The sequence below is a fragment of the Streptomyces sp. NPDC058864 genome, assembly GCF_042742985.1.
Lineage (GTDB): Bacteria > Actinomycetota > Actinomycetes > Streptomycetales > Streptomycetaceae > Actinacidiphila.
In genome coordinates this window covers 1-25,627 of sequence record NZ_JBHYMQ010000016.1, presented here as the reverse complement: position 1 = coordinate 25,627, position 25,627 = coordinate 1, and the positions used below count along the sequence as shown (strand labels likewise).

The window sequence follows — 25,627 nt, the reverse complement described above, 5'->3', positions numbered from 1 at the left end:
CCAGCGCATGGCAGTCGAGCACGTCTGGTCCGGGCAGTGGGTCGCCGACCGGCTCGGGGTCACCCTGCGGGGAGACGGCCTGAGCGGTCTGCTCGGCCTCGCCCTGCGCCGCAACCCCAAGCGGGCGCACCTGCTCGTCTCCAACGTGCTGGGCAAGCACGTGCCGCAGCGCCCGCAGGTCGTCTACGACGCCGGGTACGGGCTCGGCGTGCGCGTGCGGGAGCTGCTGGGCGAGGAGGAGGCGGCCCGGGCCGTGGTGCTCGGCTACGCCGAGACCGCGACCGGCCTCGGGCACGCCGTGGCCGACGGCGTCGGCACGGCCCCGTACCTGCACTCCACGCGGCGCCCGGTCGCCGGGGTCGAGCCGGTCGGCGGCTTCGAGGAGGAGCACAGCCACGCGACCTCGCACCTGCTGCTGCCCGAGGACGCCGGCCTGCTGGCCGGGGACGGGCCGCTGGTACTGGTCGACGACGAGTTCTCCACCGGCCGGACGGTGCTCAACACGGTGCGGGCGCTGCACGCCCGCTACCCGCGCCGCCGGTACGTGGTGGTCGCCCTGGTCGACATGCGCTCGGAGGCCGACCGCGGGCTGCTCGCCCGGTTCGCGGCCGACCTGGGCGCGGGCGTCGACGTCCTCGCCCTGGCCTCGGGCACCGTCGTCCTCCCGGACGGGGTGCTGGAGCGGGGCCAGGCGCTGGTCGCCGCGCACGGCGCCGCGGGGCCCGCCCGTCCGGCCGCGGCCGCGGCACCCCACCGGGTGCACCTGGACTGGCCCGCCGGGCTGCCCGACGGCGGCCGGCACGGCTTCACGCCCGCGCACCGCACGCGACTGGAGGCCGCGCTGCCCGCGATGGCGGCGCGCCTGGCGGAGGGCCTGCGCGTCCTCGGCGGCGGCCCGGCACCCCGGGTCCTCGTCCTCGGCAACGAGGAACTGATGTACGCCCCGCTGCGGCTGGCGCGGGCCCTGCAGGACGCCGTGCCCGCCGCGGAGGTGCGGTTCTCCACGACCACCCGCTCGCCGGTCCTGGCCGTGGACGACCCGGGGTACGCGATACGCACCCGGATCGCCTTCCCCGACCACGACGACCCGGCCGACGGCCCCGGCGAGCGCTACGCGTACAACGTGGCGGGCGCGGGCTTCGACGCCGTCGTCGCCGTAGTGGACAGCGCGGGCGACACGCCCGCCCTGCACGCCCCCGGAGGGCTGCTCGCGCAGCTCGCCGCCCACACCGAAAGGCTCCTGCTGGCCGTGGTGCCCTCGTACGACCCCCGCCCGCCCGCCCCGACGCTCCCGGAGCCGCTGCGCGGGCCCGCGTTCTCCTCGTACGCCCCCGACGAGGTCGGCTGGCTGCTCAAGGACCTCTCCGACGTCGAGCTGGAGGCGCCCACCGAGGAGCGCGAGGAGGCCATCCAGAGCGGCGGGGCACACTACGCGGAGTCGCTGCCCGTGGAGTACCAGCCCAGCGCGGAGTACCAGGAGCTGTTCCGGTCCGCGCTGGCGGACTCCGCCGGCCGGATCGCCCGTGCCGTCGGCGCCGTGACCGAGCTGGTGCTCGCCGAACGCGGCCCGGACGCCGTCCTGGTGTCGCTGGCCCGCGCGGGCACCCCGGTCGGCGTGCTGATGCGCCGCTGGGCCCGGCACGCGCACGGCCTGGACCTGCCGCACTACGCCGTGTCCATCGTCCGCGGCCGGGGCATCGACACCACCGCCCTGCGCTGGCTGGCCGAACACCACGACCCCGCACGGGCGGTGTTCGTCGACGGCTGGACCGGCAAGGGCGCCATCACCCGCGAACTGGCCGACGCCGTGGCCCCGTTCGGGGGCTTCGACCCGGAGATCGCGGTGCTCGCCGACCCCGGGTCGTGCGTCCGCACCTTCGGCACCCGCGACGACTTCCTCATCCCGTCCGCGTGCCTGAACTCCACCGTCTCCGGCCTGGTCTCGCGCACCGTGCTGCGCGCCGACCTGATCGGTCCCGACGAGTTCCACGGCGCCAAGTTCTACCGGGAGCTGGCGGGTTCGGACGTCTCCGGCCTCTTCCTCGACGAGGTCTCGGCCCGCTTCGCCGCCGTCGCCGACGAGGTCGCCCGGGACGTCAAGGAGCTCCGGTCCGGCGACCGCACGCCCACCTGGGAGGGCTGGGCCGCGGTCGAGCGGATCAGCGAGGAGTACGGGATCGGGGACGTCAACCTGGTCAAGCCCGGCGTCGGCGAGACCACCCGGGTGCTGCTGCGCCGCGTGCCCTGGCGGGTCCTCGCCCGGCGCGGCGCGGGAGGCGACCTGGCGCACATCCGGCTGCTCGCCGAGCAGCGCGGCGTCCCGGTGGAGGAGGTGGACGACCTGCCGTACTCCTGCGTCGGGCTGATCCACCCGCGCTTCACCCGGGGCGCGACCGGAACGGACGGCAAGGCGGTGGAGGCCAAGTGAAGCAGCGCCCGGAGATCGTGAAGTCCCTCGTCGCCAGCGACCTGGACCGCACCCTCATCTACTCGCCGTCGGCCCTGGCGCTGTCCATGGCGGACGAGGAGGCGCCGCGGCTGCTGTGCGTGGAGGTGCACGAGGGCCGGCCGCTGTCCTTCATGACGGAGAACGCCGCGGCGCTGCTCCAGCGGCTCGCGGCCGCAGCCGAGTTCGTCCCGGCGACGACCCGCACCCGCAAGCAGTACCGGCGCATCAACCTGCCCGGCCCGGTGCCGCGGTACGCGATCTGCGCCAACGGCGGGCACATCCTGGTCAAGGGCCACACCGACCACGACTGGAACGCCGAGATGCGCCGCCGCCTCGCCGAGGGCTGCGCGCCGCTGGCCGAGGTCCGCGCGTACATGGCCCGCACCGCGGACGAGTCCTGGCTGCGCAAGGAGCGCGTCGCCGAGGAGCTGTTCGTCTACCTGGTCGTGGAGCGGTCGCTGCTGCCCGAGCGCTGGGTGAAGGACCTCGCCGAATGGGCGGACGAGCGCGGCTGGACGGTCTCGCTGCAGGGCCGCAAGATCTACGCCGTGCCCAAGCCGCTCACCAAGTCAGCGGCCCTCGCCGAGGTCGTCCGCCGCACCGGCGCCGACCACGTGCTCGCCGCGGGCGACTCCCTCCTGGACGCCGAACTGCTGCTCGCCGCGCACACCGCCTGGCGTCCCGGCCACGGCGAACTCGCCGACACCGGCTGGGGCGCGCCGCACGTCGACGCGCTGACCCTGCCCGGCATCGCGGCGGGGGAGGAGATCCTGCGCCGGATGCTCAGCGTGGCGCGCCGCTGACCCCGTCCGGCCGCACCACCCGCGTGCACGCGCTGCGCGTCGCCTCGACGCGCAGCGCGTTCGGCCGCTCGCTGGCCTCGATGAAGGCCCGGGCCTCCGCGTCCGTACGACCGCCCGTCAGGTGCCGTGCCAGCAGCCGCTCCTCGCGGACCGCGGGATCGGCCTCGACGAACCACAGTTCGTCCAGCAGGTCCCTGACCTCGTGCCAGCCGGCGGCGTCGTCGGCCAGGTAGTTCCCCTCCGTCACCACCAGCCGGGCCTCCGGCGGCACGGCGATCCCGGCCGCGACCGGCTCGTCCAGGGCCCGGTCGAAGTCCGGTGCGTAGACGGTGCGGCCCCGCCACGAGCGCAGCCGCTGCAGCAGCTGGACGTAGCCGTCCACGTCGAAGGTCTCCGGCGCGCCCTTGCGGCCGCGCAGCCCGAGCCGGTCCAGCTGGGCGTTGGAGAGGTGGAAGCCGTCCATCGGCACGTACGCCGCGGTGCCCGCGCCGAGCCGGGCGTCGACCCCCTCCACCAGCGAACGGGCCAGGGTCGACTTGCCGGCCGCGGGCGCGCCCGCCAGCCCCAGCAGCACCCGCCTGCCTGGCATGCTGGGCACCAGGGCGAGGACGTCATCCACGTACATGCCGCCACCTTAAGGAGCAGCCGTGCACGAGACCAAGAACCCGCAGCTCACGCCCGAACTGTACGCGTATGTCCTCGAGCACAACCCGCCCCTGGACCCGGTCCAGGAGGAGCTGGTGGAGATCACGCGCGCCCGCTTCGGTGACGCGGCGGCCATGCAGTCGGCGCGCGAGCAGGGCCCGCTGCTGGCCTTCCTGGTGCGGCTGACCGGCGCGCGGCAGGTCGTGGAGGTCGGCACCTTCACCGGCTTCTCCGCGCTGTCCATGGCGCAGGCGCTGTCCGCGGACGGACGGCTCATCGCCTGCGACGTCTCCGAGGAGTGGACCGCGGTCGCCCGCGAGGCCTGGGCCAAGGCCGGTGTGGCCGACCGTGTGGACCTGCGGATCGCTCCCGCGCTGGACACGCTGCGGGCGCTGCCGCGCGATCCGTGGATCGACCTCGTCTACCTCGACGCCGACAAGGGCAACTACGTCAACTACTGGGAGGAACTGGTGCCGCGGATGCGGCCCGGCGGGATCATCGCCGCCGACAACACGCTCTTCCACGGGCGGGTCGCGGACCCGCGCGCCACCGGGGACACGGCGGGGATCCGGGCCTTCAACGACCGCGTCACGTCCGACGGGCGCGTCGAGGCGCTGCTGCTGACGGTGGCGGACGGACTGACCCTGGCGCGCAAGCTGTGAGCCGTGGTTAATCTGTGCCCATGCCCCGTTACGAGTACCGCTGCCGCTCCTGCGGCACCACGTTCGAGCTGAGCCGGCCGATGGCCGAGTCCTCCGCGCCGGCCGAGTGCCCCGCCGGGCACGACGACACCGTCAAGCTCCTGTCGACGGTCGCGGTCGGCGGCACCGCCGCCGCCTCCGCGGCGGCCGCCCCGCGCCCGTCCGCGGGCGGCGGGGGTTGCTGCGGCGGGGGTTGCTGCGGCTGACGGGCCGCGGCGGTACCGGATGACGCCGCTGGGCGGCGCGGGTGGTGGTGCCGGTGGTGGTTCTGCTGTCCCGCCGTCTCACGCCCTTCGGGCGCAAAGCGGCGGGCTGCGGACGGGAGGGCGGGCGGCGTCGGGCCGTCGCCGCTGTGCGGGCCGGTGGCCGGCTGGGGTTCGGGCTCCGGAGCGGGTGGGCCTTCCGCTGCCTTGGGTCTCGTTGCCGTCCGCGGGTGCAGATGGCTGCTTCCACGCCTGCTGCCGGTGGTGGGCGCGCCTGCCGTGACCGGCGTCTGCGGGTGCTTCGGGGTGCCGGCGGGGGTGTGCGGGAGACCGGGCCCGCTTTCGCCGACATACTCGGCGGAACAGAGCCCGATCTCGGCAGACCATCCGCTGAGCCCGCCGCCTGCCCGGGAATCACCCGCAGACGCAGGTTACGGCGGGCGCGCCACCCGCGAAGGGTGGGCGTGGCCACCGGCCATCTGTACCCGCGGACGGCGACGAGACCGGCACCCCGCGAACAACCGGCCCCGCTTAGGAGCCTGAACCCTCACCAGGAACCCACCCGCACACCGTCGACCCGCTCCAGGCCCCCACTTCCCATCCGCAGCCCGCCGCTTTGCGCCCGAAGGGCGCGAGACGGCGGGAAAGCCGCACGGCCGGCTACGCACGGCCGGGTATGCCTAGGCCCGCCCCGAGGCGCGGTCCTCGCGGATCGCGGTGACGACCCGGGCCGCCGCGTCGCGCACCGCCGCCGTCTCCGTGAGGAAGTGCCACCAGTCGGGGTGCCGGCCCTGGAGCCCATCGACGGCGCGGTCGAGGCGGGCGACGGCCTCGTCGAGGGGGCGGGCGTGCCGCTGTTCCGGTGTCGTGCGGCCCTGCATGGCGAGCCGCTGGGCGTCCCGGACGGCGAACCTGGTGCGTTCGATCTCGCCCTGCGGGTCCTTGCTGACCTCGTTGAGCCGCCGCAGCCGGTCGCCGGCCGCGGACACCGCCGCGTCGGCGTCGTCGAGCAGCGCCCGCACGGTGCCGAGCAGGGCCGTCGCGTCCGGCCAGCGCTGTTCGTCCCGGGCCTTCGCCGCATCCGAGAGCTTCTGCTCCGCGCGGCCCACGGCCTCCGTCGCCCGCTCCGGCACGTGCTGCAGGTCCTGCCAGCACGCCATGCTGAAGCGGCGGCGCAGCTCGCTGAGGACCGGGTCGACACCCTCCGTGCGAGTGGCCAGGGCCTGGGTGCGGGTGCGCAGCGAGACGATCCGCCTGTCGATCTCACGGGCCCGCTCGGGCAGCCGTTCGGCCTCCGCGCGGATGGCCTCGGCCGTGCGCAGCACCTCGTCGCCGCGTCGGATGGTCTCCTGGACGCCGTGCGTTCCGGCGCCCTGGTTGAGCTTGGTCAGTTCCGGGCCGAGGGCGGCCAGCCGGGCCGCGAGGTCGTCCGCGCGAAGGCCCGAGGCCCGTACGGCGTCCAGCGCGTTGGACGCGGCGAGCAGGGCCTGCCGGGCCCGTTCGACGGCGGGGGCGAGACGGGCGAGCTGGGTCTCGGCCTTGTCCAGCAGCGGGCCGAGTCCCCGGGCGAAGGCGTCCAGGTCCTTCTTCGCGCGGACCAGGTCGTCCTTCGCCTTGGTGAGCTCGGTGCGGGCGCGGGCCGCGGTGGCGGCCTCCAACTCGTCGCGGTCCAGGTCGTAGGCGTCCACCGCCGCGATGTAGGCGGCGCTGACCTGGTCGATGCGCTCGCCCAGCGCCCGGAAGTCCTCGCTCGCGCGTCGCGCGGCGGGGGAACTGTCGACCGCGGTGATGGTCTCTATCGAGATCACCAGGTCGCGCTGCGCCGTGTCCAGCTCGTAGAACGCCTCGGCGGCGGCGTCCTTCGCGGCCTGGGCGTCGGCGCGCAGATTGTCCCCGCGCCGCCACCACGAGCGTGCCGTCGTCACAGTCGCCCTCTCCCGCAGGTCCGCCGCCGGTGGTTGTCCGCTCCAGTCTCCCACCTGGCTGGGACGAATACACGGGCCGGGCGGTTGCGGTCAGCGGCCGGCTTCCGTGACGCTCACCGAGCCGTCGCCCGTACGGACCGTCACGACGTGGCCGCTGGCCTCGTCGCGGGGCACGTCGACGCTGACGTGCCCGTCGCCGGAGCGCGCGGAGACCTTGTAGCTCTGGTGCGGCAGCGCGACGCTGACCCGGCCGTCGCCGCTCGTCGCCTCGACGAGGTCGGGCACCTCGTCGAAGGCCAGCTTCACCGATCCGTCCGAGGTGTGGGCGCTGACCTCGCGGGAGCCGATGCCGCCGGCGTCGATCCGGCCGTCGCCGCTGGAGAGCCGGAGCGGGCCGGTCACGTCCCGGACGACGACCGAGCCGTCGCGGGTGGTGAGCTTCAGCGGGGTGCTGAAGCCGCTGGCCTCCACGCTGCCGTCGCCGTTGACCACCGTCAGGCGGACCTCGCGGGGCACCAGGACCTCGTGGCGCACCGAGCAGTCCTGCACCACGCCCTGGCACTTGGCGCCGAAGGTCAGGGTGTGCCCGTGCATCGACCAGGTGGCCTTCGGCGTGTCGCCGAGCACGGCCCAGCCGTCGAACCACCGGGTGACCTGGACCTCGTCCACGTCGGCCGGCTTCACCACGACCTTGCTGTCGGAGGATTCGATGGTCAGTTCGTTGCCGTCGAGCGCGAAGCTCTTGCGCTCCGGCTCGGTGTCGTCGGAGGCGTTCGCGCAGGCGGACGCCGTACCGATCAGCGCCACGAGGCCCGCGGCGGCGGTGATCGTCCTCAACGTGCGGGTGCTCTTCGTCATACCCAGGACGCTACGGAGCGCCCGTTGTGCCCGGAATCAGGGCGCCCACCGGAAGCGGGGTGGGGAAAACCCCCGCCCCGTCCGGGGGTTCCGCGGGCCGACGGCCGTGCTCGTGGCGGACGGTGCGGCCGGCCGCACCGTCCGCCACGCCACGAGCACGCGCCGCCGCTCCCCGAGTCCGCGTGAGCGTCCGGGCCGACCGGCCGCAGGCCGTGTCGCCCTGGGCCCTGTCGTCAAAGTCCCTCCTGCCCCGCGCCGCTCCCCCAGCTCCGCTGGGAGGTGCCCCCACGCTGCGTTGTCGAATCGTCCGAGTAGCCCACTACGAGGACGACTCTCCGCCTTGCGATGCACCGCACTGGGGGCACCTCCCAGCGCAAGCCGGGGGAGCCGCGGGGCCCGCCCTCCGGGCGGCCGGAGCTACTTTGACGACACGGCCTAGGCTCCGGGACGCGCGATCTCCACGTTCTCCAGGACGCCGAGGGCGTCGGGCACGAGGACGGCCGCCGAATAGTAGGTGCTGACGAGGTAGGAGATGATCGCCTTCTCGTCGATCCCCATGAAACGCACGGAGAGTCCGGGCTCGAACTCGTCCGGAATTCCCGTCTGGTGCAGGCCGATCACACCCTGGTTGTCCTCGCCGGTGCGCATCACCAGGATCGAGGTGGTGTTCTCGCGGGAAATCGGGATCTTGTTGCACGGGAGGATCGGGATTCCGCGCCACGACGGAATGTGGTGGCCGTGGAAATCGATGCTGTGCGGCACCAGGCCGCGGCTGTTGAATTCCCTTCCGATGGCCGCGATGGCCCGCGGATGGGCCAGCAGGTACTGGGCGTTGCGGCGCCGGCTGATCAGCTCGTCGAGGTCGTCCGGGGTGGGCGGGCCGGAGTGCGTGGTGATGCGCTGCCGGTAGTCCGCGTTGTGCAGCAGCCCGAACTCCCGGTTGTTGACGAGTTCGTGCTCCTGCCGTTCGCGCAATGCCTCGATGGTGAGCTTCACCTGCTGCTCGACTTGGTTGTAGGGCTGGTTGTAGAGGTCGGCGACGCGGGTGTGCACCTTCAGCACGGTCTGGGCGACGCTCAGCTCGTACTCGCGCGGGGAGAGGTCGTAGTCCACGAAGGTGCCGGGCAGGTCCGGTTCGCCGATGTGGCCGGCGGCCAGTTCGATGGCCTTCTCGCCGTACTTGTTCTGCGCCTGCTGGGTGCCGGTGACGAAGCCCGCGACGTGCTCGCGCAGCCCGTCGGCCTGCTGCATGACGGACTGGAAGGCCTGGCGCGGCAGGGCGAGCGTGGTGACCGGGGTGGCCGCCCTGGCGGTGTACTCCCAGGTGCTGTCGGGGCCGGCCAGGCCCTCCGAGCCGAAGTGGTCGCCGTCGGCGATGCTGCCGATCACGCCCTGGCCGTCCCACTTGGCCGGGGCCAGTTTGTCGATCCTGCCGTGGGCGACGAGGAAGACGTGGTCGGCCGGCTGCCCGGCGGCCACGATCGTCTCGCCGGGCGCGTACTCCCGTTGCTCGAACTGCCCGGCGAGCGCGGCAAGCACGCCCTCTTCGGTGAAGCCGCGCAGCAGCGGCAGCTCGCCGAGCTCCGCCGGGATCACCCGGACCTCGGAACCGGTCTGGACGAAGTCCACCCTCCCGTCGCCCACCGAGTAGCTGAGCCTGCGGTTGACCCGGTAGGCGCCGCCGGCGGCCTCGACCCACGGCAGCACCCGCAGCAGCCACCGTGACGTGATTCCCTGCATCTGCGGCGTGGATTTGGTGGTCGTCGCCAAATTCCGCGCCGCAGCGGTGCTCAGACTCCGCTGAGACTGGCCGTTCCCCGTCGCCGCCTCCGACGCGACACCCGGCTCAACCGTCATGGATGGTCCTTCCCTTGCGGCCTGATGGCCCACGCGCACAAAGGCGTGGTTAAGGCAAACAATTCACGGTGAAACGAGGTTTGTTGTGCGGTGGTCCCCCTGCCTTCGGCCGCTTTCCTCTCGGAAGCTACCCACCGGGTGGAGCACCCTGCACTCACTCATTCGGGTGAGGGCGCCCTGGCGTACGCATGTGCGACCTCCGGCGCCGGGTGGCGGAGTGCCGAATGCGTGGCATGTCCATGATGCGCACCGGAACCCGAGCGGAACATCTCGTTCCGGGGACGTTCTGTCGTCCCAACCGGTTAATCGCGTGCTATTCCCGATGGCCGCCGTCGAAGATGAGGAAAACGTCACGCGTCCCCGAGGGGATCGCAGGAGCATGGCTGGCGTACGCTGTACGGCTGTGAGCGGATCGCAGAAGAACCGCTTCTGCGCGACACCGCTTCACACCCCGGAGGCGCCGCGCACTCGCCAGGAGAGGAGGACGCGGTGTTCATCGGAGCAGGTTCCCTGTTCGATTCACCGTGGATCTACGCCCTGGTAGCCGCCTCCATCGTGCTCGACGTCTTCCTGCCGGTGATGCCGAGCGGCGTCCTGCTGATCTCGGCCGCCACGGCGGGCACCGCCGCCGGCGGCAGCGGCAACGACCTCATCGACGTCCTCGCCCTGCTGCTCTGCGCGGCCGTCGCCTCCACCCTCGGCGACCTCGCCGCGTACCGCCTGGCCTGGCGCGGCGGCGACTGGATCGACCAGCACGTGGCGCACTCCCGCCGGCTCTCCACCGCCCAGGAGATCCTCGGCGCGGTCCTGGCCCGCGGCGGCGGCGCACTCGTCGTGCTCGCCCGCTTCGCCCCGGCCGGCCGCTCCGTCGTCAGCATCAGCGCGGGCGCCGCGCACCGCCGCATCCGAGAGTTCCTGCCCTGGTCGGCGCTGGCCGGCCTGGCCTGGGCCGCGTACAGCGTCGGCCTGGGCTACGCGGGCGGCCAGTGGCTCGGCGCCGGCTGGCTCGGTACCGCCACCTCCGCCGTCGCGCTGCTCGGCTCCGGCTCCCTCGCCGCGTACGTCTTCCGCCGGGAGCGCCGCGCCCAGACGGTCGTCCCGGTGACGCTGCCGGCGCAGGCCGCGGCCTCGCCCGAGCGGGCCGCCGTCGCCGAGGCCCGCTGAGCCGTACCGGACCCGCCCCGGCCGGGTGCCGCCGATGGGCGGCCCGCCACCAGCCGTGACAGCATCGGTACGGACATCCACCGGTCTGGGGGGCCAACGGACGGATCGGAGACCCCCGATGCGACTCGGACCGCTCACCGGCCTGGCGGCCGTGATCCTGGCCGCCGTCTCCTACGCCCTCCAGGGGGACACCCCGGGGATCGGCAGTTCCGGGGTCGCGGTCAGGGCGTTCTACCTCACCCACGACACCAGGCAGGGCGTCGGCCTGTACCTGCTGCTCGTCGCCGGACTCTTCCTGGCCTTCTTCGCCGGCTACCTGCGGCACGTCCTGGCCGGATCCGACCGCACCGGCTGGCTGCCCCAGGTCGCCTTCGCCGGCGGCATCCTGGCCGCCCTCGGCTTCTGGATCAGCGCCGGGCTCACCCTCAGCCTCGTCGAGGCCAGCGACCGGGCCCTGGTCGGCGGCGGCGCCCTGCAGGCCCTCAACGCACTCGGCAGCGACCTGTTCATGCCCATCCTGGCCGGGATCGGCGTCATGCTCCTCGGGGCGGGACTGGCCGTCTCCCGCAGTGAAGGCGGGCCGCTGCCGCACTGGCTGGGCTGGGTGGGCTTCGTCCTGGGCGTGCTGATGTTCATCCCGTTCGCGGGCTTCATCGGCCTCGGGCTCGCCGGGCTCTGGGTCATCGCCGTGTGCGTGCTGCTGCTCGCACCGGGGCAGCGGCAGCCCGCCCCGGACGGTCCCGGCGCCGACGGTCCCGACGGCCCCGGTCGGTCGCGGAACGGCGCCACCCGCTGAGGCGCCGACGCGCTTGCGGCGTCCTCCGGCGCCCCCGCGGAGCGCGGTTCAGCGCTTCCTGCGGTACACGGAGCCGTCCGCGGACCGCTCGAGCCAGCCGCCCACGACCAGGTAGCGGCGCAGGGCCGCGCAGTCGTCGTGCACCGTCCGCAGCGCCTCGTTGACCTCACGCTCGTCGTAGTCCCGCCCCGGCCGGAAGAGGGTCCCGGTCAGGTGCCGCAGCAACTGCTCGCGCCGCGCCGCCCGGCGCGGGATGACCGTGAGCCTCCCCTGCGAGAACAGGGCCGACACCGCATGCGCACCGCTCTCGGACACAGCGCACTCCTTCACGTTGGGGACGGGACACTCCGCCGGGCAGCGTGACACGCGGGGCTGACCGCGGCACGCGATTTTCAGCTGGCACGATGGGGACATGAGCGTCGTCAAGATCAACGTACTCACCGTCCCGGCCGAGCAGCGCGAGGTCCTGGAGCAGCGGTTCGCCTCGCGGGCGGGCGCCGTCGAGAGCTCCGACGGCTTCGAGTGGTTCGAGCTGCTGCGTCCGGTCGAGGGCACCGACCAGTACCTCGTGTACACGCGGTGGCGCAGCGAGGAGGACTTCCGCAACTGGATGTCCGGCCCGATGCAGGCCGCGCACCGCGAGGGCGGCGAGGGCGGCGAGCGCCCCAGGCCGGCCGCCACCGGCTCCACCGTGTGGTCCTTCGAGGTCGTCCAGCAGGCCGCGCCGAAGCAGGCCTGATCCCACGCGGCGCCCCGTTCCCGGGGCGCCGCCCACGCGGGCCGATTCCCAAATAAATTCTGCAAAAATACTTTTGGAAAGTGCGCGGATCGCCCTACCCTCCCGTCATGGCCGACGACGAGCAGGAACGTGTACTCGATCCCGAGCAGGACGCCGCGGCGCTGAAGGCCCTCACGCACCCCCTGCGCATCCGGCTGCTCGGCGTACTGCGCCAGGACGGTCCGGCCACCGCAAGTGAACTCGCGGTCAGGACCGGTGAATCGTCTGCCTCCACCAGCTACCACCTGCGGGTGCTGGCGAAGTACGCCTTCGTCACCGAGGCCGAGCACCGCGATGGGCGCGAGCGCCGCTGGCAGGCGGTGCACTCGGTGACCTCCTGGAGCAACAAGGCGATGGAGGCCGCACCGGGCAGCCGCGCCTACGTCCGCTTGTCACGCAGGGCCCAGATCGAGCACCTGGAGGCATCCGTCGCCCGGTACGAGACGGACATGGCCGACGGGAGGCTGGGCCCGGAGTGGGTGGAACCGTCCGGGATCAACGACCTGCTGCCCCGCCTGACCCCCGAGTCGCTCACCGAACTCTGGGAGGTGTTCGGCCGGAAACTGGAGGAACTGACCACCCGCGACGCGGCGGATCCCCGTGCCACGCGGGTTGTGCTCCTCACCGCCGGACTGCCCCTGGCGCCGGGCGACCCCGACGGGGAGCCGGACGCCTCCTCGGCCGCGACAACCGATGGTGCGGGCTCGGCGTGACCGGGCGGCCCGGCGCGCGCACCGCGCGGCGACGCTACGTCACGGCCTGCGCTCTCTTCTGGCTGCCGCTGGGGCTGAGCATCGCCCCCCTCATCCTTCTGTTCACCGAACGCGGCATCCCGCTGGTGGCCATCACGGGCCTGTTCGCCGCGCACTCCCTGACCGCCGCCGTCCTGGAACTGCCCACCGGAGGACTGTCCGACGTCCTGGGACGCCGAACCGTCCTGGCGGCCGCCGGCCTGCTGAACCTGGCTGCGCTGACCCTTGTGGGCCTGGGTTCCGCTCCCTGGATCCTCGGTCTGGGCATGGTCCTGATGGGCGCGGGCCGTGCACTGTCCAGCGGACCGGCCGAAGCCTGGTACGTCGACACGGTCCATGCCCACTCCGGGCCCGGCGCCGAGCTGCGCACCGGCCTGGCCCGAGGTTCCTCCGCGACCTCCGCCGCGCTCGCCACGGGCACCCTGTTCGGCGGCGCCCTCCCCTGGCTGCTCGGACTCGGCCCCGATCTCGGCGCCCGACTGAGCGAGGCGACCTCGGAGTCGGTGCTGCCCCTGTCCGTCCCGCTGCTGTTGGGCGCGGCCGTCGAGATCATCTTCGTGGTGTACGTCCTGACCTCGCTGCCCGAGCCGTCGCGGCCCGCGGCCGCGCTGCGCGAGGTCATCCGAGGCATCCCGGTCACCGTCGCGGGCGGACTGCGGCTGGGGGGACGCGACATCGTCGTCCGCCGGGTGCTCCTCAGCGCGGGTGCCTCCGGCAGCGCGCTGGTCACGATCGAACTGCTCACGCCGGGCCGTGCCGCTGCTCTGACGGGCACACCGGAGTCGGGGGCGGTGCTCTTCGCCGCGCTCGCCTGCGCCGGATTCGTCTGCTCCGGTGTCGGCAGTCACTTCGCGCCGCTGGTCGCCCGGCGTGCGGGAAGCGGGGAGCGCGCGGTCCTGGTGAGCCTCGGCGCCGGTGCCGGCGGCCTGCTTCTCCTCGCCGCCACGGCAGCGTCCTCGGGAGTGGGCTCCATGCTCCTCGGGGCCGTCGGCTACGGCCTGGTCTATCTCGGGCTCGGTGCGGCGGGGCCGAGCGAGAACGACCTTCTGCACCGCCGTGTCTCCAGCTCCGCCCGGGCCACGGCGCTGTCCGTCCAGTCTCTGGGCCTGCAACTGGTGGGAGCGCTCACCGGCTTGATCATCGGCGTCCTTCCGCCGGGCCGACTGCCCTGGCTGTTGGGGGGCGCCGCGCTGCTGGCCGGGGCTCTCGTGTGGATTCGCCACCGCGGGATCGCGGCCCGGACCCCGGCGGCAACGTCACGGCCGCACGCCCAGTCGCGCTCCCCGAGCGCTGCCGGCCCCGATCCCGATCGGTCGGACGCAGGACGGTAGGACGAAGGTGAAGCGGGGAGGCCGCGCGCCGGCCGTCCCGGCTCACGCCGCCGGGCGGTGGGGGCCGGGGCGGTCCTGGTCCTGGCCGCAGAGCTCGGTGGTCAGCCGGGTCAGCAGGGCCGCCAGGTCGGCGTGGCGTTCCGGGTTCCAGTCGCCGAGCAGTTCGGCCAGCACCTTGCGGCGGGCCTCGGTGAGCAGGGCCACGACCTCCTGGCCGCGTTCGGTGAGGTAGAGCGGGTTGCCGCGGCGGACGGCGTAGCGGCGTTCCTCGACCTCGAAGGCGGCGCCCTCGATGACGTTGTACGGCACCGTGGTCTGCACGGCGAGGTCGACGGGGTCGGCGGAGCCGGTGCGGGCGATGTACAGCAGCAGCCAGCTCGAGGCGGGCCGGAGGCCGAGGCCGGTCAGCGCGGTGATCCGTACGTACAGGTCGCGGCGGGCCTCGCGGCTGCCGAGCACGCTCAGGCCGCGGGCGATCTCGTCGAGGGAGGAGCGGTCGACGGGGTTGGTGCCGATCGTCTCGCTCGCGTCGGGCACGGTGACGGTGCGCCGCAGCGGCTGCTCCTTCAGGAACCAGGCCAGGACGAAGGCGAGCGCGCAGACCGGCACCGCCCACAGGAAGACGCTGGTGATGGCGGTGGAGTACGCGTGCAGCACCGGGTCGCGCAGGGACGGCGGAAGTTGGCGCACGCCGCGCGGATCGGACTGGACCATGGCAGGGTCGAAGCCCGGCGGCAGGGTGAGCCCGGCGAGGGCGGAGGTGATCCCGCGGGCGAGGTTGGTCGAGAAGATCGCGCCGAAGATGGAGACGCCGAAGGCCGCCCCGATGGAGCGGAAGAACGTGGCGCCGGAGGTGGCGGCGCCCAGGTCGGCGTAGCCCACGGCGTTCTGCACGGCCAGGATCAGCACCTGCATCACCAGGCCGAGCCCCAGGCCGAAGACGAGCAGGTACGAGCTCAGCACCCAGACCTCGGTGGTCTCGTCGAGCCGGTGCAGCAGGAACAGCCCGAGGATCGTGACCGCGGTCCCGGCGATCGGGAAGACCTTGTAGTGGCCGGTACGGGAGACGATCTGACCGGAGGCGGTGGAGGCCACCAGCATGCCCACCACCATCGGGATCATGTGCACGCCCGACCAGGTCGGCGAGTAGCCGTGCACGACCTGGAGGAAGGTGGGCAGGAAGGTCAGCGAGCCGAACATGGCGAAGCCGATGACGAACGAGATCACCGAGCACAGCCAGAAGGTGCGGATGCGGAACAGCCGCAGCGGCAGCACCGCTTCCTCCGCCCGCCGCTCGACGAGGACGAAGACCCCGACCAGCAGTACGCCCAGCACCGCGAGCCCGACGACCTGCCAGGAGCCCCAGGCCCAGGTCGTACCGCCCAGTGAGGTCATCAGCACCAGGCAGGTCGCCGCGGCCGCCACCAGCAGCATGCCCCAGTAGTCGATGCGGTGCGTCGTCCGCCGGACCGGGATGTGGAGCACGGCGGCGATGACGGCGAGCGCGACGATGCCCAGCGGCAGGTTGACGTAGAACACCCAGCGCCAGCTGAGGGTGTCCACGAACAGCCCGCCCAGCAGCGGCCCGAGCACGCTGCTCGCGCCGAACACCGCCCCGAACACGCCCTGGTAGCGCCCCCGGTCGCGGGGCGGCACGATGTCGCCCACGATCGCCATCGACAGCACGATCAGCCCGCCGCCGCCCAGGCCCTGGAGCGCGCGGAAGGCGATGAGCTCGCCCATGCTCCGGGAGAGGCCGCACAGCGCGGAGCCGATCAGGAAGATCACGATGACGGACTGGAAGAGCTTCTTCCGTCCGTACATGTCGCCGAGCTTGCCCCACAGCGGGGTGGCGGCGGTGGAGGCCAGCAGGTAGGCGGTGACCACCCAGGAGAGGTGCTTGAGGCCGCCCAGGTCGCTGACGATCGTCGGCAGCGCGGTGGAGACGATCGTCTGGTCGAGGGCGGCGAGCAGCAGGCCGAGCGCGAGGGCGCCGATCGCGACGTACACCGACCGCTTGTCGGTCACCTCCGCCGGGCCGTCCGCCGCGGCCCGCCCCCCTGGGGCAGCGGTGTCGTCCTGCGCCATAGGGACTCGTTCCGCTCGGGTACCGGGAGCTCCGGTACCGCGTTCACGTCACTTCCTCATAAATATTCACACCGTTTCCACAAGATTGGCTCCGTTTGTACGACCGTCGGGGCCGGAGGCGCCTGGGCACCGGGCCCGCGCGGTCTGCATAATCACTGCGACTGTCAGGGGATGGGGAGGGGGCGCCGGTGGCGTCTGACAAGCCGGGCTCACCGGCTTCGCAGGAGGAGCAGGAATACGAGTCCCTCCGGGTGCGGCCGTACGTGCCGGGACCCGAGGACTACGCGGACGCGGAGGAGCCGGTCCCGGCCGCCGTGGCGGCGGGGGCCGCCGAGGCCTTCCCGCCGGGGGACGGCGGCCCGCCGACGGCGCCCCTGCCGCCCGTGCCGCCGGAGGGGGCCGCCGGGACGCCGGGGCAGGAGGAGGAAACCGACCTCATCGACCTCGGCACGGTCTCCTCGGACCGGCTGCCGGTGCCGGTGGCCGCCACGTCGCGGGAACTCGTGCCCTACCCCTCGCGCGCGGAGGGCCGGCGCCGCGCCGGGGCCCACCGGCGCCGCCGCGGCGCGCTCATCGCCGGCGCGGGCATCGCGGCCGTCGGCCTCGCCGTCGGCGCGGTCTTCGTCAGCGCACAGCTGACCGGCATACCGGACCGTACCGAGGCGGCCCCCGACCAGGGCGCCTCCGAGCCGGCGGTCGAACTTCCCTCCTCCGCAAGGGCTTCGGCCTCCGCCTCGCGCTCGGCCTCGCCCAGCGTCACCCCTTCCACGCTCGCGTCCGCGAGCGCCTCGGCCTCGGCCTCGGCCACGGCCACGACCGGCGCGCCGACGCCCAGCGCCACCGCTTCCGGACCGACGGCCTCCGCCGGCGGCCAGGTCTCCCAGACGCCCAGCTCGGCGCCGCCACCGCCGGCCGCGCCCGCGACGCTGCAGCGCGGCGACACCGGTCCGGCCGTCGTGGACCTCCAGAACCGCCTCAAGTCGGTGCGGCTCTACTACGGCCCCGCCGACGGCGACTACAGCCGCAAGGTCGGTGACGCCGTGGCCCGCTTCCAGTTCTTCTACGGGGTCAAGGGCGACCCGCAGGGCGTCTACGGGCCCAACACCCGGGCCGCCCTGGAGGCGAAGACCGGGGCCACGCCGGACCCGGACTCCGGCGACGACGACGGCAACGGCTGGGGCTGACCGGCCGCCGCGTCCTGCGCACGGCGCCCGCCCGGGGACCCGGCCCCGCGGCGGGCGCCGTCGTGTCCGGCCCCGGGACGCTCCGGCAGGATGGGGGCGTGGCGATCGACGACTTCGGCCCCGTGGGCTTCCAGCTGGTACTGCTGCGGCGCATGGCCGACCACCGGCCGGAACTGGTGGAGGAGGCGCTGCGCACGCTCGGGGCGAGCCGTACCGAGATGCGGGAGGCGAACCGCCGCTGGCAGGCCTGGGGGCACGCCAAGGGCTTCCCGCGCGGCGAGCGCCGCTACCGGACGGTGCTCGGGCGGCCCGAGACGGTGCTCCGGCGCAAGGTGGGCGACCTGACCTGCCCGGCGCTGCTGTGGCCGGTCCCGCTGTGGCCGACCCTGCGGTTCGAGGTGCTGTGCGCACCGGGCGGCGGAACGGTCTGGAACGAGTGGCTGGTGCGCGCCCCGGGGGAGCGGGGGCCGAGACTGTCGGGCCTCGAAGACCTCGCCCCCTGGTCCTGCACCGTCGACGAGGTGGCCCGGGCCTTCCCGCCCGCCCGGCCCCTGGAGGGCGACGCCCCCACCCGCTGGCGGCTCGAGTTCACCGACCCGCAGGCGCCGCCCGGGGCCGGCCGCCGTACCGCGGGCTTCACCTACGGACTGCTGCAGTACGTGGACGGGGCGCCGTGAGGCCGGCGGGGCTCCGGCGCCCGCGCCCCGGCACCCCCACTGGCGGAACCGCCGCACGATTTTGTATCGTGTAGGAACAAAGTGGTTCCGCCCGTTTCCCCTGACCGGCGGGCGGGCCACTTGCTTGTACGTCCGAGGGAGTTCCATGCTGTCGCCGTCCACCGTCGTTCCCGCCCGCGCTCTGCTGCTGGACATGGACGGCACGCTGGTCAACTCCGACGCCGTGGTCGAGCGCTGCTGGCGCCGGTGGGCCGCGACGCACGGGCTCGACGGCGACGCCGTGATGAAGGTCGTCCACGGCCGCCAGGGCTACGCCACGATGGCCGTGCTGCTTCCGGACCGCCCGATGGCGGAGAACCACGCCGACAACGCCCGCATGCTCGCCGAGGAGACCGCCGACGTCGACGGCGTCGTCCCGGTCGAGGGGGCCCCGGCCTTCATGGCCGCGCTGCAGGGCCGCCCGCACGCCCTGGTGACCTCCGCGGACGAGGCCCTCGCCCGGGCCCGCATGGGCGCCGCCGGCCTCCCGATGCCCGCCGTCATGGTCACCGCGGAGAGCGTCAGCGCCAGCAAGCCGGACCCGGAGGGCTTCCTCAAGGGCGCCGCCGAACTGGGCTTCGGCCCGGAGGACTGCGTGGTCTTCGAGGACTCCGAGGTCGGCATCGCGGCCGCCAAGGCCGCCGGCATGCGCGTGGTCGGCGTCGGCCCCCGCGCGGCGGCCCACGAGCCCACGGTCCACGTCGACACCCTCGCCCAGGTCCGCGTCGAGGCCGCCGCCGACGGCACGCTCCTGCTCCACATCGGCTAACGCCTGCGGCCCGGGGTGCCCCTTGCGGCCCGTCGGTGTGTGCGGGTCGTTTGTGGTTGCGGTTGGGGGTTTTCCCCGCCGCCCGCCCTCCCCCAGCCTTCGGCCGGGGGGACCCCCATCCCGGGGACGGTTGGTGCGGGTCTGCGCCCGGTTCGGTGGGTGGGCCGGGGGCGGGGCCTCCGGGGTGGGCATTCTGTACCGCATATTTATGTGCATGGCGGGCGGTCCGGGTTCGGTACCGCTCTGCCGCACAACAAATACACGTCAGCGTCCAGAACGCCCACCCCTCCGACCCCACCCCCTCCGCGAGTTGCGCGACCAACGGCCGGTGGTGGGTGATGAAGCGGTTCGGGGTTGCCGCGAGTGCCCTTCTTACCCGCACTGGCCGATCCGGCCCAAGGGCGGGGGGCAGGCGGGCGGGAGACGGCCGGAGGGTGGGCGAGGAGGCGGTCCGGGGTTGCCACGAGTGCCTTACTCACCCTCCACCGGCGTCAGTCGCCCATACGACGGGAGGGGGTGTGGCGGGGTGCGCCCGGAAGCGACGAGCGGTGATGCCGGTGACGCAATGACCCGGCAAATCCGCGAGCGCTGAGGACGTGCGCCGGCGCGCCACCGACTCACAGACGAACAGAGCGCAGACCCGCACTGACCGCACCGGGGCAACGGGAGGGCGGGCGGGGAAAAAACCAAACCGCAACCACAACGCACCCGCACCCGGACTGACCACCGTGCTGCCCGGCGCGGTCTTCGGGCCCGTCCTCACGCGCGACACCACCGGCTCCGTCGGCATCGTCGCGCGCATGCTGACCGGGGGGATGCGCGGCGTCCCCAGGATCGGACTGGAGGTGGTGGACGTGCGCGACCTCGTGGACGTCCACATCAGGGCGATGACCTCGCCGCAGGCCGCCGGCGAACGCTTTCTGGCCACCGGTGAGTTCATCTGGATGGCGGACATGGCCCGTGCCCTGCGCGAGGGGCTGGGCGCGGACGGACGCAAGGTGCCCACCCGGCAGGTGCCGGATCTCGCCGTCCGGTTCGCGGCCCGGTTCACCGACCCCTCCCTGCGGGAGATCACCCCTGCGCTCGGCCGCCGCAACCGCCACAGCACCGAGAAGGCGCGCCGCGTCCTGGGCTGGGAACCCCGGCCGGCCCGGCAGGCGGTGCTGGACTGCGCCCGCAGCCTCATCGAGCACGGCGCGGTGTGATCCGCCCCGGGGGGAAAACCGCGTGTGCGCCGCGCCGCCGGGGTGACATCCTGGCGGGGTGAGCGGCCTGAACGGACCCGAGATCGGCATCAGCTTCGACTCCGCGCTGCGGCTCTTCGCCGCGGCCGCGCGACGGGAGGGACGGACGACCGTCGTCACCGACGGGGTGTCCACCCTGGGACACGTCGTGGAGTCGCTCGGGGTCCCGCTGACCGAGGTCGGCCGGCTGCTGGCCGACGGCCGGGTGGTCTCCGTCTCGTACGTGCCGGCCGCCGGCGAGCACGTGGAGGTCGAGCCCGTCACCCGGCCGCAGCCGGTGCCGGGCGCGCCGCTGCGCTTCCTGCTGGACGTCCATCTGGGCACGCTCGCCCGGCGGTTGCGCCTGCTGGGGGTCGACGCCGCGTACGAGAGCGAGGACATCGGCGACCCCGCGCTGGCCGCACGGTCGGCCGCCGAGCGGCGGGTGATGCTCTCACGTGACCGCGGCCTGCTGCGCCGCCGGGAGCTGTGGGCGGGCGCGTACGTCTACAGCGACCAGCCCGACGAGCAACTGCGTGACGTGCTGGGCCGGTTCGCCCCCGTGCTGGAGCCCTGGACGCGCTGCACGGCGTGCAACGGGCCGCTGCGGGAGGCCGACAAGGACGCGGTCTGGGAGAAGCTGGAGCACGGCACCCGCCGTAGCTACGACGTGTTCGCGCAGTGCGCCCACTGCGAGCGCCCCTACTGGCGTGGCGCGCACCACGCCCGCCTGGAGGCCATCGTCCGTGACGCGGTGACCGAGTTCGGCGCCGCCCAGGCCGTTCCGCCTGGCCGGCTCGCCGACTGAACGACGGCTTACAGGCGGTCCCCGATGCGGGGCGGCTCCGGGGGGTGCGGCCCGCCACCGTCCTTGATGTCCTGGTCGCAGGTCCGTCTGTCGTAGGACTGGTCGTTGGGTATCACCAGCACTCCGGCAACCCGCTCGGGGTGCTCGACGGCGAGCCAGTCGTCTCCCGTGGGGTCGCCGTTCGGCCCGAACGCCTGGGACGCGGAGATCGACTGACACCCCAGCGCCACGCGCTCCTTGTCGACCGCGCATGCGTCGACCACGGGGCCGGCTGCCCCGTCGGCGCCGTCGAAGCGGAAGCGGAAGTGGACCCGGTCACCTTCGGCGGGCACCTGCGGGTGGGGCTCGAGGCGCCAGTCGACGACCTCGGCGGTGACGCCGAGAGGCTGCCCGTACGTGTCCTCCACCTGCACCCTGACTCCGGCCTCACCGCGCTCCGCAGTCGTGTCGGTGCAGCCCCAGGGGAAGGAGCAGCCGGACAGGGCGAGAATCACCAGAGCCGTCGGAACTCCGGTACGCAGCCGTGCGGGCAGCACTCGGGCGACCTCCAGTCGGGGCGGAGCGGAGCAGTGTATCCCGGGGCACGGCGGGGGCGCGGCGGCTGTGGGTGACGGCGGCGAGCGCCCGCGGCGGTGAATCCCCGCCGTCGCCGCCGATCTTCCGACGCTCCGGCGGATACGCCCACCGCGCCCGGCCTGCGGGGGAGTCGGCCGGCGCGAGGGGACGCCATGACGTGGATCCGGTGCCGTCCGACCCCTAGACATGACGTGTCCATGTCGCCAACCTGTTACCTGCCGCTTGTCCCGCAGAAACGTCCCAGCAGAAGGATGGCCAGCGGTTTCAGCGGCCAAACACCCCCACACCAAAGGGAGTTCCCTATGTCCCGGATACGCAGTGCTTTCGCGCGGCGCAGTGTCTACGCGCGTCGACGCCTGGGTCTCCTCATGGCTCTCACCAGCCTGTTCGCCGGCTTCGCGACCCTGAACGGCCCCGCCGCCCAGGCGGCGCTCCCCACCCCGGTCAGCGCCGCCACGGCCCGCACCTACCTGGCCTCGCTCAACGTCGCCACCGAGAACCGCACCGGCTACGACCGCGACCTCTTCCCCCACTGGATCACCATTAGCGGTGCCTGCAACACCCGTGAGACCGTGCTCAAGCGCGACGGCAGCGGCGTGGTCACCGACTCCTCCTGTGCCGCCACCAGCGGCAGCTGGTACTCCGTCTACGACGGCGCCACCTGGACCGCCGCCTCCGACCTCGACATCGACCACCTCGTGCCGCTCGCGGAGGCCTGGGACTCCGGCGCCTCCGCCTGGACCACCGCCAAGCGCCAGTCCTTCGCCAACGACCTCACCCGCCCGCAGCTCATCGCCGTCACCGACAACGTGAACCAGGCGAAGGGCGACCAGGACCCGGCCACCTGGATGCCGTCGCGCTCCGCCTACGCCTGCACCTACGTGCGCGCCTGGGTCCAGGTGAAGTACTACTACGGCCTGTCGGTCGACTCCGCCGAGAAGAGCAAGCTCAGCAGCGTGCTCAGCGGCTGCTGACCCCGGGTCCCGGCCCCGCCCCGGCCGCCGGGACCACGGCCGGGGCGCGGCCGGGAACTCACGCCTTCCCTCCGACGTCCACAACTCACGACGACGGAGGGAAGGCCGACCGCCATGGCAGAACTGCGCCTGGGCCCGTTGCTGAGATACGTGGACGAGGACACGGCCACCGTGTGGGTCGAGGCCGACCGTCCCGCCACCGTGACCGTCGCCTGCGACGACGGGGCCGGCGGCACCGAGCGCACCTGGCAGATCTCCGGCCACCACTACGCGATCGTCACCGTCGACGGGCTGCGCCCCGGCACCACCACGGCGTACCGCGTGGTTCTCGACGGGCAGCAGGTCTGGCCGCTGCCCGGCTCCCCGTACCCGCCGAGCACCATCCGCACCGCCGTGCGCGCGGGCGACGGGTCCGCGGCCGGGGGAGGGGACCTCGAGGAGGACGGACGGCCGCTGCGCGTCGCGTTCGGCTCCTGCCGCTGGGCCGCGCCGCCCCCGGACGAACCCGACCCCATCGGCCCCGACGCGCTGGACACCCTCGCCCACCACATCGCCTCCGGCGACGCGCCCCGCCCCGACCTCCTGCTGCTGCTCGGCGATCAGATCTACGCCGACGAGACGTCCGCGGCCACCCGCCGCTGGCTGGCCCGGCGCCGCGACCTGGACGAGCCGCCCTGGGACCAGGTCGCCGACTACGAGGAATACACCCACCTCTACTACGAGTCCTGGCTCGACCCGGACATCCGCTGGCTGCTGTCCACCGTGCCCAGCTGCATGATCTTCGACGACCACGACGTCATAGACGACTGGAACACCTCCCACACCTGGCGCAACACCATGCGCGAGACGGCCTGGTGGCACGAACGCGTCACCAGCGGCCTCACCTCGTACTGGGTCCACCAGCACCTCGGCAACCTCACGCCCGCCGAACTCGCCGCGGACAAACTGCTCGCGGCGGTACGCGCCGCCGACGACGGCACCGAGACCCTGCGCGCCTTCGCCGTCCGCGTGGAGGCCGACCCGGCGCACACCCGCTGGAGCTACCGCCGCGACCTCGGCCGCACCCGCCTGCTCATGGTCGACTCACGCGCCGCCCGCGTGCTGGACGAGCACGAACGCGCCATGCTCGATCCCGAGGAACTCGACTGGCTGCGCCGGAACACCCGCCCCGACGGCAGCTTCGACCACCTGCTCATCGGCACTTCCCTCCCCTGGCTCCTCCCGCACGCCATCCACGCCATCGAGGCGTGGAGCTCCGCCCTCTGCGGCGGCAGCCGCGGCCACCGCTGGACCCACCGCGGCGAACGCCTGCGCCAGGCCGGCGACCTCGAACACTGGTCGGCCTTCCCGGACTCCTTCGACGACCTCGCCGGTCTCCTCACCGCCGCCGCCGACGACCCCCAGGCCCCCGCCACGATCTGCGTGCTGTCCGGCGACGTCCACCACGCCTACACCGCCGAGGCCCACCGCCCCGGCAGGCCCCTGCGCTCCCGGGTGCTGCAGCTCACCTGCTCCCCGGTCCACAACACGATCCCCGGCTACATGCAGCTCGCCTTCCGCTTCGCCTGGACCGGCCCCGCCCGCTTCCTCGGCCGCGCCCTGATCCGCCACGGCCGCGCCGCCGGACCCGCGCTGAACTGGCGCAAGCTGGACGGCCCCTGGTTCGGCAACCAGCTGATGACCCTGACCCTGCGCGGCCGTGCGGCGGAGCTCCGCCTCGACCAGACCCGCGCGCCGAAGGGGACGTCACGGCGGGCGGCGCTGGTGACGGTGATGGACACGCACCTCACGACGGACTGACCCACAACGGACCGGCCAACGGCAGGAGGGCCCGCGTCCGGCGCGGGCCCTCCTGCGTGGTGCGCGTACGGGATCAGAACCTGGTGGTGCTGTTGAACCTGGCGGTCGACCAGAGGTAGCCGAGGACGGTGAGACCGGCGCACCAGGCGATGGCGATCCAGGCGTTGTTGCCGATCCCGGTGCCGAGCAGGAGGCCGCGGAGGGTTTCGATGGCGGGGGTGAAGGGCTGGTATTCGGCGACGGGCCGGAACCAGCCGGGGATGGCGTCGAGGGGGACGAAGGCGCTCGACAGGAGCGGCAGGAGGATCAGGGGCGTGGCGTTGTTGCTGGCGGCCTCCGCGTTGGGGCTGACCAGGCCCATGCCGACGGCGATCCAGGTCAGTGCGGTGGCGAACATGACGAGCAGGGCGAGGGCGGCGAGCCATTCCAGGGGCGTGGCGTCGGTGGAGCGGAAGCCGATGGCGACGGCGACGGCGCCGACGAGGACGACGCTGACGACGGACTGCAGGACGCTGCCGATGACGTGTCCGACGATGACGGAGCCGCGGTGGATGGCCATGGTGCGGAAGCGGGCGATGATGCCCTCGGTCATGTCGTTGGAGACGGAGACGGCGGTGCCGACGGTGGTGCTGCCGATGGTCATCAGGAGCAGGCCCGGGACGAGGTAGGCGATGTAGGCGGAGCGGTCGGGGGAGCCGTCGCCGATGCCGGCGCTCATGGTGTCGCCGAAGACGTAGACGAACAGCAGGAGCAGCATGATCGGGGTGAGGAGCAGGTTGAGGGTCAGGGAGGGGTAGCGGCGCGCGTGCAGGAGGTTGCGGCGCAGCATGGTGGCGCAGTCGCGCAGGGCGAGGGCGGGGGTGCTCATCGCAGGGCCTCCGTGGGCTGGTGGGGGATGACGCTGTCGCCGGTGAGGGCGAAGAAGACGTCGTCGAGGTCGGGGGTGTGGACGGTCAGTTCGTCGGCGTGGACGGCGGCTTCGTCGAGCCGGTCCAGGAGGGTGCGCAGGGCGTGCTGGCTGCCGTCGCTGGGGATCTGCAGGGTCAGTGCCTCGTCGTCCCGGGTCACCTCGCGCAGTTCGGCGGCGGCGTGCCGGTAGGCGGCGGGGTCGGTGAAGCGGAGCCGCACGTGCCCGCCCGGGATGAGCCGCTTCAGTTCCTCCGCGGTGCCCTCGGCGGCGATGGTGCCGTTGTCGAGGACGGCGATGCGGTCGGCGAGTTCGTCGGC

At 73.5% G+C, this 25,627-nt stretch carries 25 protein-coding genes; 16 read left to right on the top strand and 9 right to left on the bottom strand.

Translation table 11 applies throughout. The features are described from left to right. Positions 1 to 7: 7 nt before the first annotated feature. On the top strand, positions 8 to 2,428 hold the full coding sequence (locus ACFW3D_RS15035; protein ID WP_500504563.1) for a phosphoribosyltransferase: 2,421 nt from the start codon (positions 8 to 10) through the stop codon (positions 2,426 to 2,428). After that, a complete protein-coding gene (locus ACFW3D_RS15030; RefSeq protein WP_500504562.1) occupies positions 2,425 to 3,252 on the top strand; it encodes an HAD family hydrolase in 828 nt (275 codons plus the stop codon). Before ACFW3D_RS15035 ends, ACFW3D_RS15030 begins: the two co-directional genes overlap by 4 nt. On the opposite strand, the gene ACFW3D_RS15025 is transcribed toward ACFW3D_RS15030, so the two are convergent. Next, entirely contained in the window at positions 3,233 to 3,877 is a 645-nt protein-coding gene (locus tag ACFW3D_RS15025; protein WP_500504561.1) for a nucleoside/nucleotide kinase family protein, read from the bottom strand. The genes ACFW3D_RS15030 and ACFW3D_RS15025 overlap by 20 nt on opposite strands. Positions 3,878 to 3,899: 22 nt before the next feature. Between ACFW3D_RS15025 and ACFW3D_RS15020 the strand changes: the two genes are divergently transcribed. Both ACFW3D_RS15020 and ACFW3D_RS15015 read left to right on the top strand, forming a co-directional pair. Then, on the top strand, positions 3,900 to 4,559 hold the full coding sequence (locus tag ACFW3D_RS15020) for an O-methyltransferase (protein WP_500504560.1): 660 nt from the start codon (positions 3,900 to 3,902) through the stop codon (positions 4,557 to 4,559). Between the two features lie 20 nt (positions 4,560 to 4,579). Next, on the top strand, positions 4,580 to 4,804 hold the full coding sequence (locus ACFW3D_RS15015) for an FmdB family zinc ribbon protein (protein ID WP_500504559.1): 225 nt from the start codon (positions 4,580 to 4,582) through the stop codon (positions 4,802 to 4,804). Positions 4,805 to 5,481: 677 nt separating this feature from the next. Here the strand turns inward: ACFW3D_RS15015 and ACFW3D_RS15010 are convergent. The 3 genes from ACFW3D_RS15010 to ACFW3D_RS15000 all read right to left on the bottom strand — a co-directional run bounded on the left by ACFW3D_RS15010 (position 5,482) and on the right by ACFW3D_RS15000 (position 9,441). After that, positions 5,482 to 6,726, bottom strand: a complete 1,245-nt coding sequence (locus ACFW3D_RS15010; protein ID WP_500504558.1) for a hypothetical protein — start codon at positions 6,724 to 6,726, stop codon at positions 5,482 to 5,484. A gap of 90 nt (positions 6,727 to 6,816) precedes the next feature. Continuing rightward, the gene (locus ACFW3D_RS15005; RefSeq protein WP_500504557.1) at positions 6,817 to 7,584 is read right to left on the bottom strand and encodes a DUF4097 family beta strand repeat-containing protein; all 768 of its coding nucleotides are present in this window, start codon (positions 7,582 to 7,584) and stop codon (positions 6,817 to 6,819) included. 435 nt (positions 7,585 to 8,019) lie between these two features. Continuing rightward, a complete protein-coding gene (locus ACFW3D_RS15000) occupies positions 8,020 to 9,441 on the bottom strand; it encodes a family 2B encapsulin nanocompartment shell protein (RefSeq protein ID WP_500504556.1) in 1,422 nt (473 codons plus the stop codon). A gap of 489 nt (positions 9,442 to 9,930) precedes the next feature. Here ACFW3D_RS15000 and ACFW3D_RS14995 point away from each other — a divergent pair, with 489 nt between their 5' ends. Further along, positions 9,931 to 10,605 (top strand): DedA family protein, encoded by a 675-nt coding sequence (locus ACFW3D_RS14995; RefSeq protein WP_500504555.1) that lies wholly within the window; start codon positions 9,931 to 9,933, stop codon positions 10,603 to 10,605. Positions 10,606 to 10,723: 118 nt separating this feature from the next. Beyond that, on the top strand, positions 10,724 to 11,401 hold the full coding sequence (locus ACFW3D_RS14990; RefSeq protein ID WP_500504554.1) for a hypothetical protein: 678 nt from the start codon (positions 10,724 to 10,726) through the stop codon (positions 11,399 to 11,401). Between the two features lie 48 nt (positions 11,402 to 11,449). Here the strand turns inward: ACFW3D_RS14990 and ACFW3D_RS14985 are convergent, their stop codons facing one another. After that, complete coding sequence (locus ACFW3D_RS14985) at positions 11,450 to 11,716, bottom strand: DUF2087 domain-containing protein (RefSeq protein WP_500504553.1); 267 nt, start codon at positions 11,714 to 11,716, stop codon at positions 11,450 to 11,452. A gap of 97 nt (positions 11,717 to 11,813) precedes the next feature. On the opposite strand from ACFW3D_RS14985, the gene ACFW3D_RS14980 reads away from it, so the two are divergent. The 3 genes from ACFW3D_RS14980 (at position 11,814) to ACFW3D_RS14970 (ending at position 14,262) form a co-directional block, all read left to right on the top strand. Continuing rightward, positions 11,814 to 12,140, top strand: a complete 327-nt coding sequence (locus ACFW3D_RS14980) for an antibiotic biosynthesis monooxygenase family protein (protein ID WP_500504552.1) — start codon at positions 11,814 to 11,816, stop codon at positions 12,138 to 12,140. 107 nt (positions 12,141 to 12,247) lie between these two features. Then, on the top strand, positions 12,248 to 12,892 hold the full coding sequence (locus ACFW3D_RS14975) for an ArsR/SmtB family transcription factor (RefSeq protein WP_500504551.1): 645 nt from the start codon (positions 12,248 to 12,250) through the stop codon (positions 12,890 to 12,892). Then, positions 12,889 to 14,262: an MFS transporter gene (locus tag ACFW3D_RS14970; RefSeq protein WP_500504550.1), complete on the top strand. Its 1,374-nt coding sequence runs from the start codon at positions 12,889 to 12,891 to the stop codon at positions 14,260 to 14,262. Before ACFW3D_RS14975 ends, ACFW3D_RS14970 begins: the two co-directional genes overlap by 4 nt. A 42-nt stretch (positions 14,263 to 14,304) precedes the next feature. Here ACFW3D_RS14970 and ACFW3D_RS14965 read toward each other — a convergent pair whose 3' ends face one another. After that, positions 14,305 to 16,350, bottom strand: coding sequence for an MDR family MFS transporter (locus ACFW3D_RS14965; RefSeq protein WP_500504549.1), 2,046 nt, complete (start codon positions 16,348 to 16,350; stop codon positions 14,305 to 14,307). A gap of 188 nt (positions 16,351 to 16,538) precedes the next feature. Between ACFW3D_RS14965 and ACFW3D_RS14960 the strand changes: the two genes are divergently transcribed. The 5 genes from ACFW3D_RS14960 (at position 16,539) to ACFW3D_RS14940 (ending at position 21,050) form a co-directional block, all read left to right on the top strand. Then, positions 16,539 to 17,534 carry a peptidoglycan-binding domain-containing protein gene (locus tag ACFW3D_RS14960; protein ID WP_500504548.1) on the top strand — a complete coding sequence of 332 codons (996 nt, stop codon included), beginning with the start codon at positions 16,539 to 16,541 and terminating at the stop codon, positions 17,532 to 17,534. Positions 17,535 to 17,686: 152 nt separating this feature from the next. Continuing rightward, positions 17,687 to 18,211 carry a hypothetical protein gene (locus ACFW3D_RS14955; protein WP_500504670.1) on the top strand — a complete coding sequence of 175 codons (525 nt, stop codon included), beginning with the start codon at positions 17,687 to 17,689 and terminating at the stop codon, positions 18,209 to 18,211. A 145-nt stretch (positions 18,212 to 18,356) separates the two neighbouring features. Next, positions 18,357 to 19,019, top strand: coding sequence for an HAD-IA family hydrolase (locus tag ACFW3D_RS14950; RefSeq protein ID WP_500504547.1), 663 nt, complete (start codon positions 18,357 to 18,359; stop codon positions 19,017 to 19,019). 728 nt (positions 19,020 to 19,747) lie between these two features. After that, positions 19,748 to 20,224: a Rossmann-fold NAD(P)-binding domain-containing protein gene (locus tag ACFW3D_RS14945; RefSeq protein WP_500504546.1), complete on the top strand. Its 477-nt coding sequence runs from the start codon at positions 19,748 to 19,750 to the stop codon at positions 20,222 to 20,224. Positions 20,225 to 20,291: 67 nt separating this feature from the next. After that, positions 20,292 to 21,050: a Mut7-C RNAse domain-containing protein gene (locus ACFW3D_RS14940; RefSeq protein ID WP_500504669.1), complete on the top strand. Its 759-nt coding sequence runs from the start codon at positions 20,292 to 20,294 to the stop codon at positions 21,048 to 21,050. 8 nt (positions 21,051 to 21,058) lie between these two features. On the opposite strand, the gene ACFW3D_RS14935 is transcribed toward ACFW3D_RS14940, so the two are convergent. Beyond that, positions 21,059 to 21,586 carry a hypothetical protein gene (locus tag ACFW3D_RS14935; protein WP_500504545.1) on the bottom strand — a complete coding sequence of 176 codons (528 nt, stop codon included), beginning with the start codon at positions 21,584 to 21,586 and terminating at the stop codon, positions 21,059 to 21,061. A gap of 342 nt (positions 21,587 to 21,928) precedes the next feature. Here ACFW3D_RS14935 and ACFW3D_RS14930 point away from each other — a divergent pair, with 342 nt between their 5' ends. After that, positions 21,929 to 22,600, top strand: a complete 672-nt coding sequence (locus ACFW3D_RS14930; protein WP_500504544.1) for an HNH endonuclease family protein — start codon at positions 21,929 to 21,931, stop codon at positions 22,598 to 22,600. Between the two features lie 114 nt (positions 22,601 to 22,714). Then, entirely contained in the window at positions 22,715 to 24,400 is a 1,686-nt protein-coding gene (locus ACFW3D_RS14925) for an alkaline phosphatase D family protein (RefSeq protein ID WP_500504543.1), read from the top strand. A gap of 73 nt (positions 24,401 to 24,473) precedes the next feature. Here ACFW3D_RS14925 and ACFW3D_RS14920 read toward each other — a convergent pair whose 3' ends face one another. After that, on the bottom strand, positions 24,474 to 25,268 hold the full coding sequence (locus tag ACFW3D_RS14920) for an ABC transporter permease (RefSeq protein ID WP_500504542.1): 795 nt from the start codon (positions 25,266 to 25,268) through the stop codon (positions 24,474 to 24,476). Next, positions 25,265 to 25,627: ATP-binding protein DrrA1-3 family domain-containing protein (locus ACFW3D_RS14915; RefSeq protein WP_500504541.1), on the bottom strand; the 363-nt coding region annotated here is incomplete at its 5' end. The genes ACFW3D_RS14920 and ACFW3D_RS14915, both read right to left, overlap by 4 nt.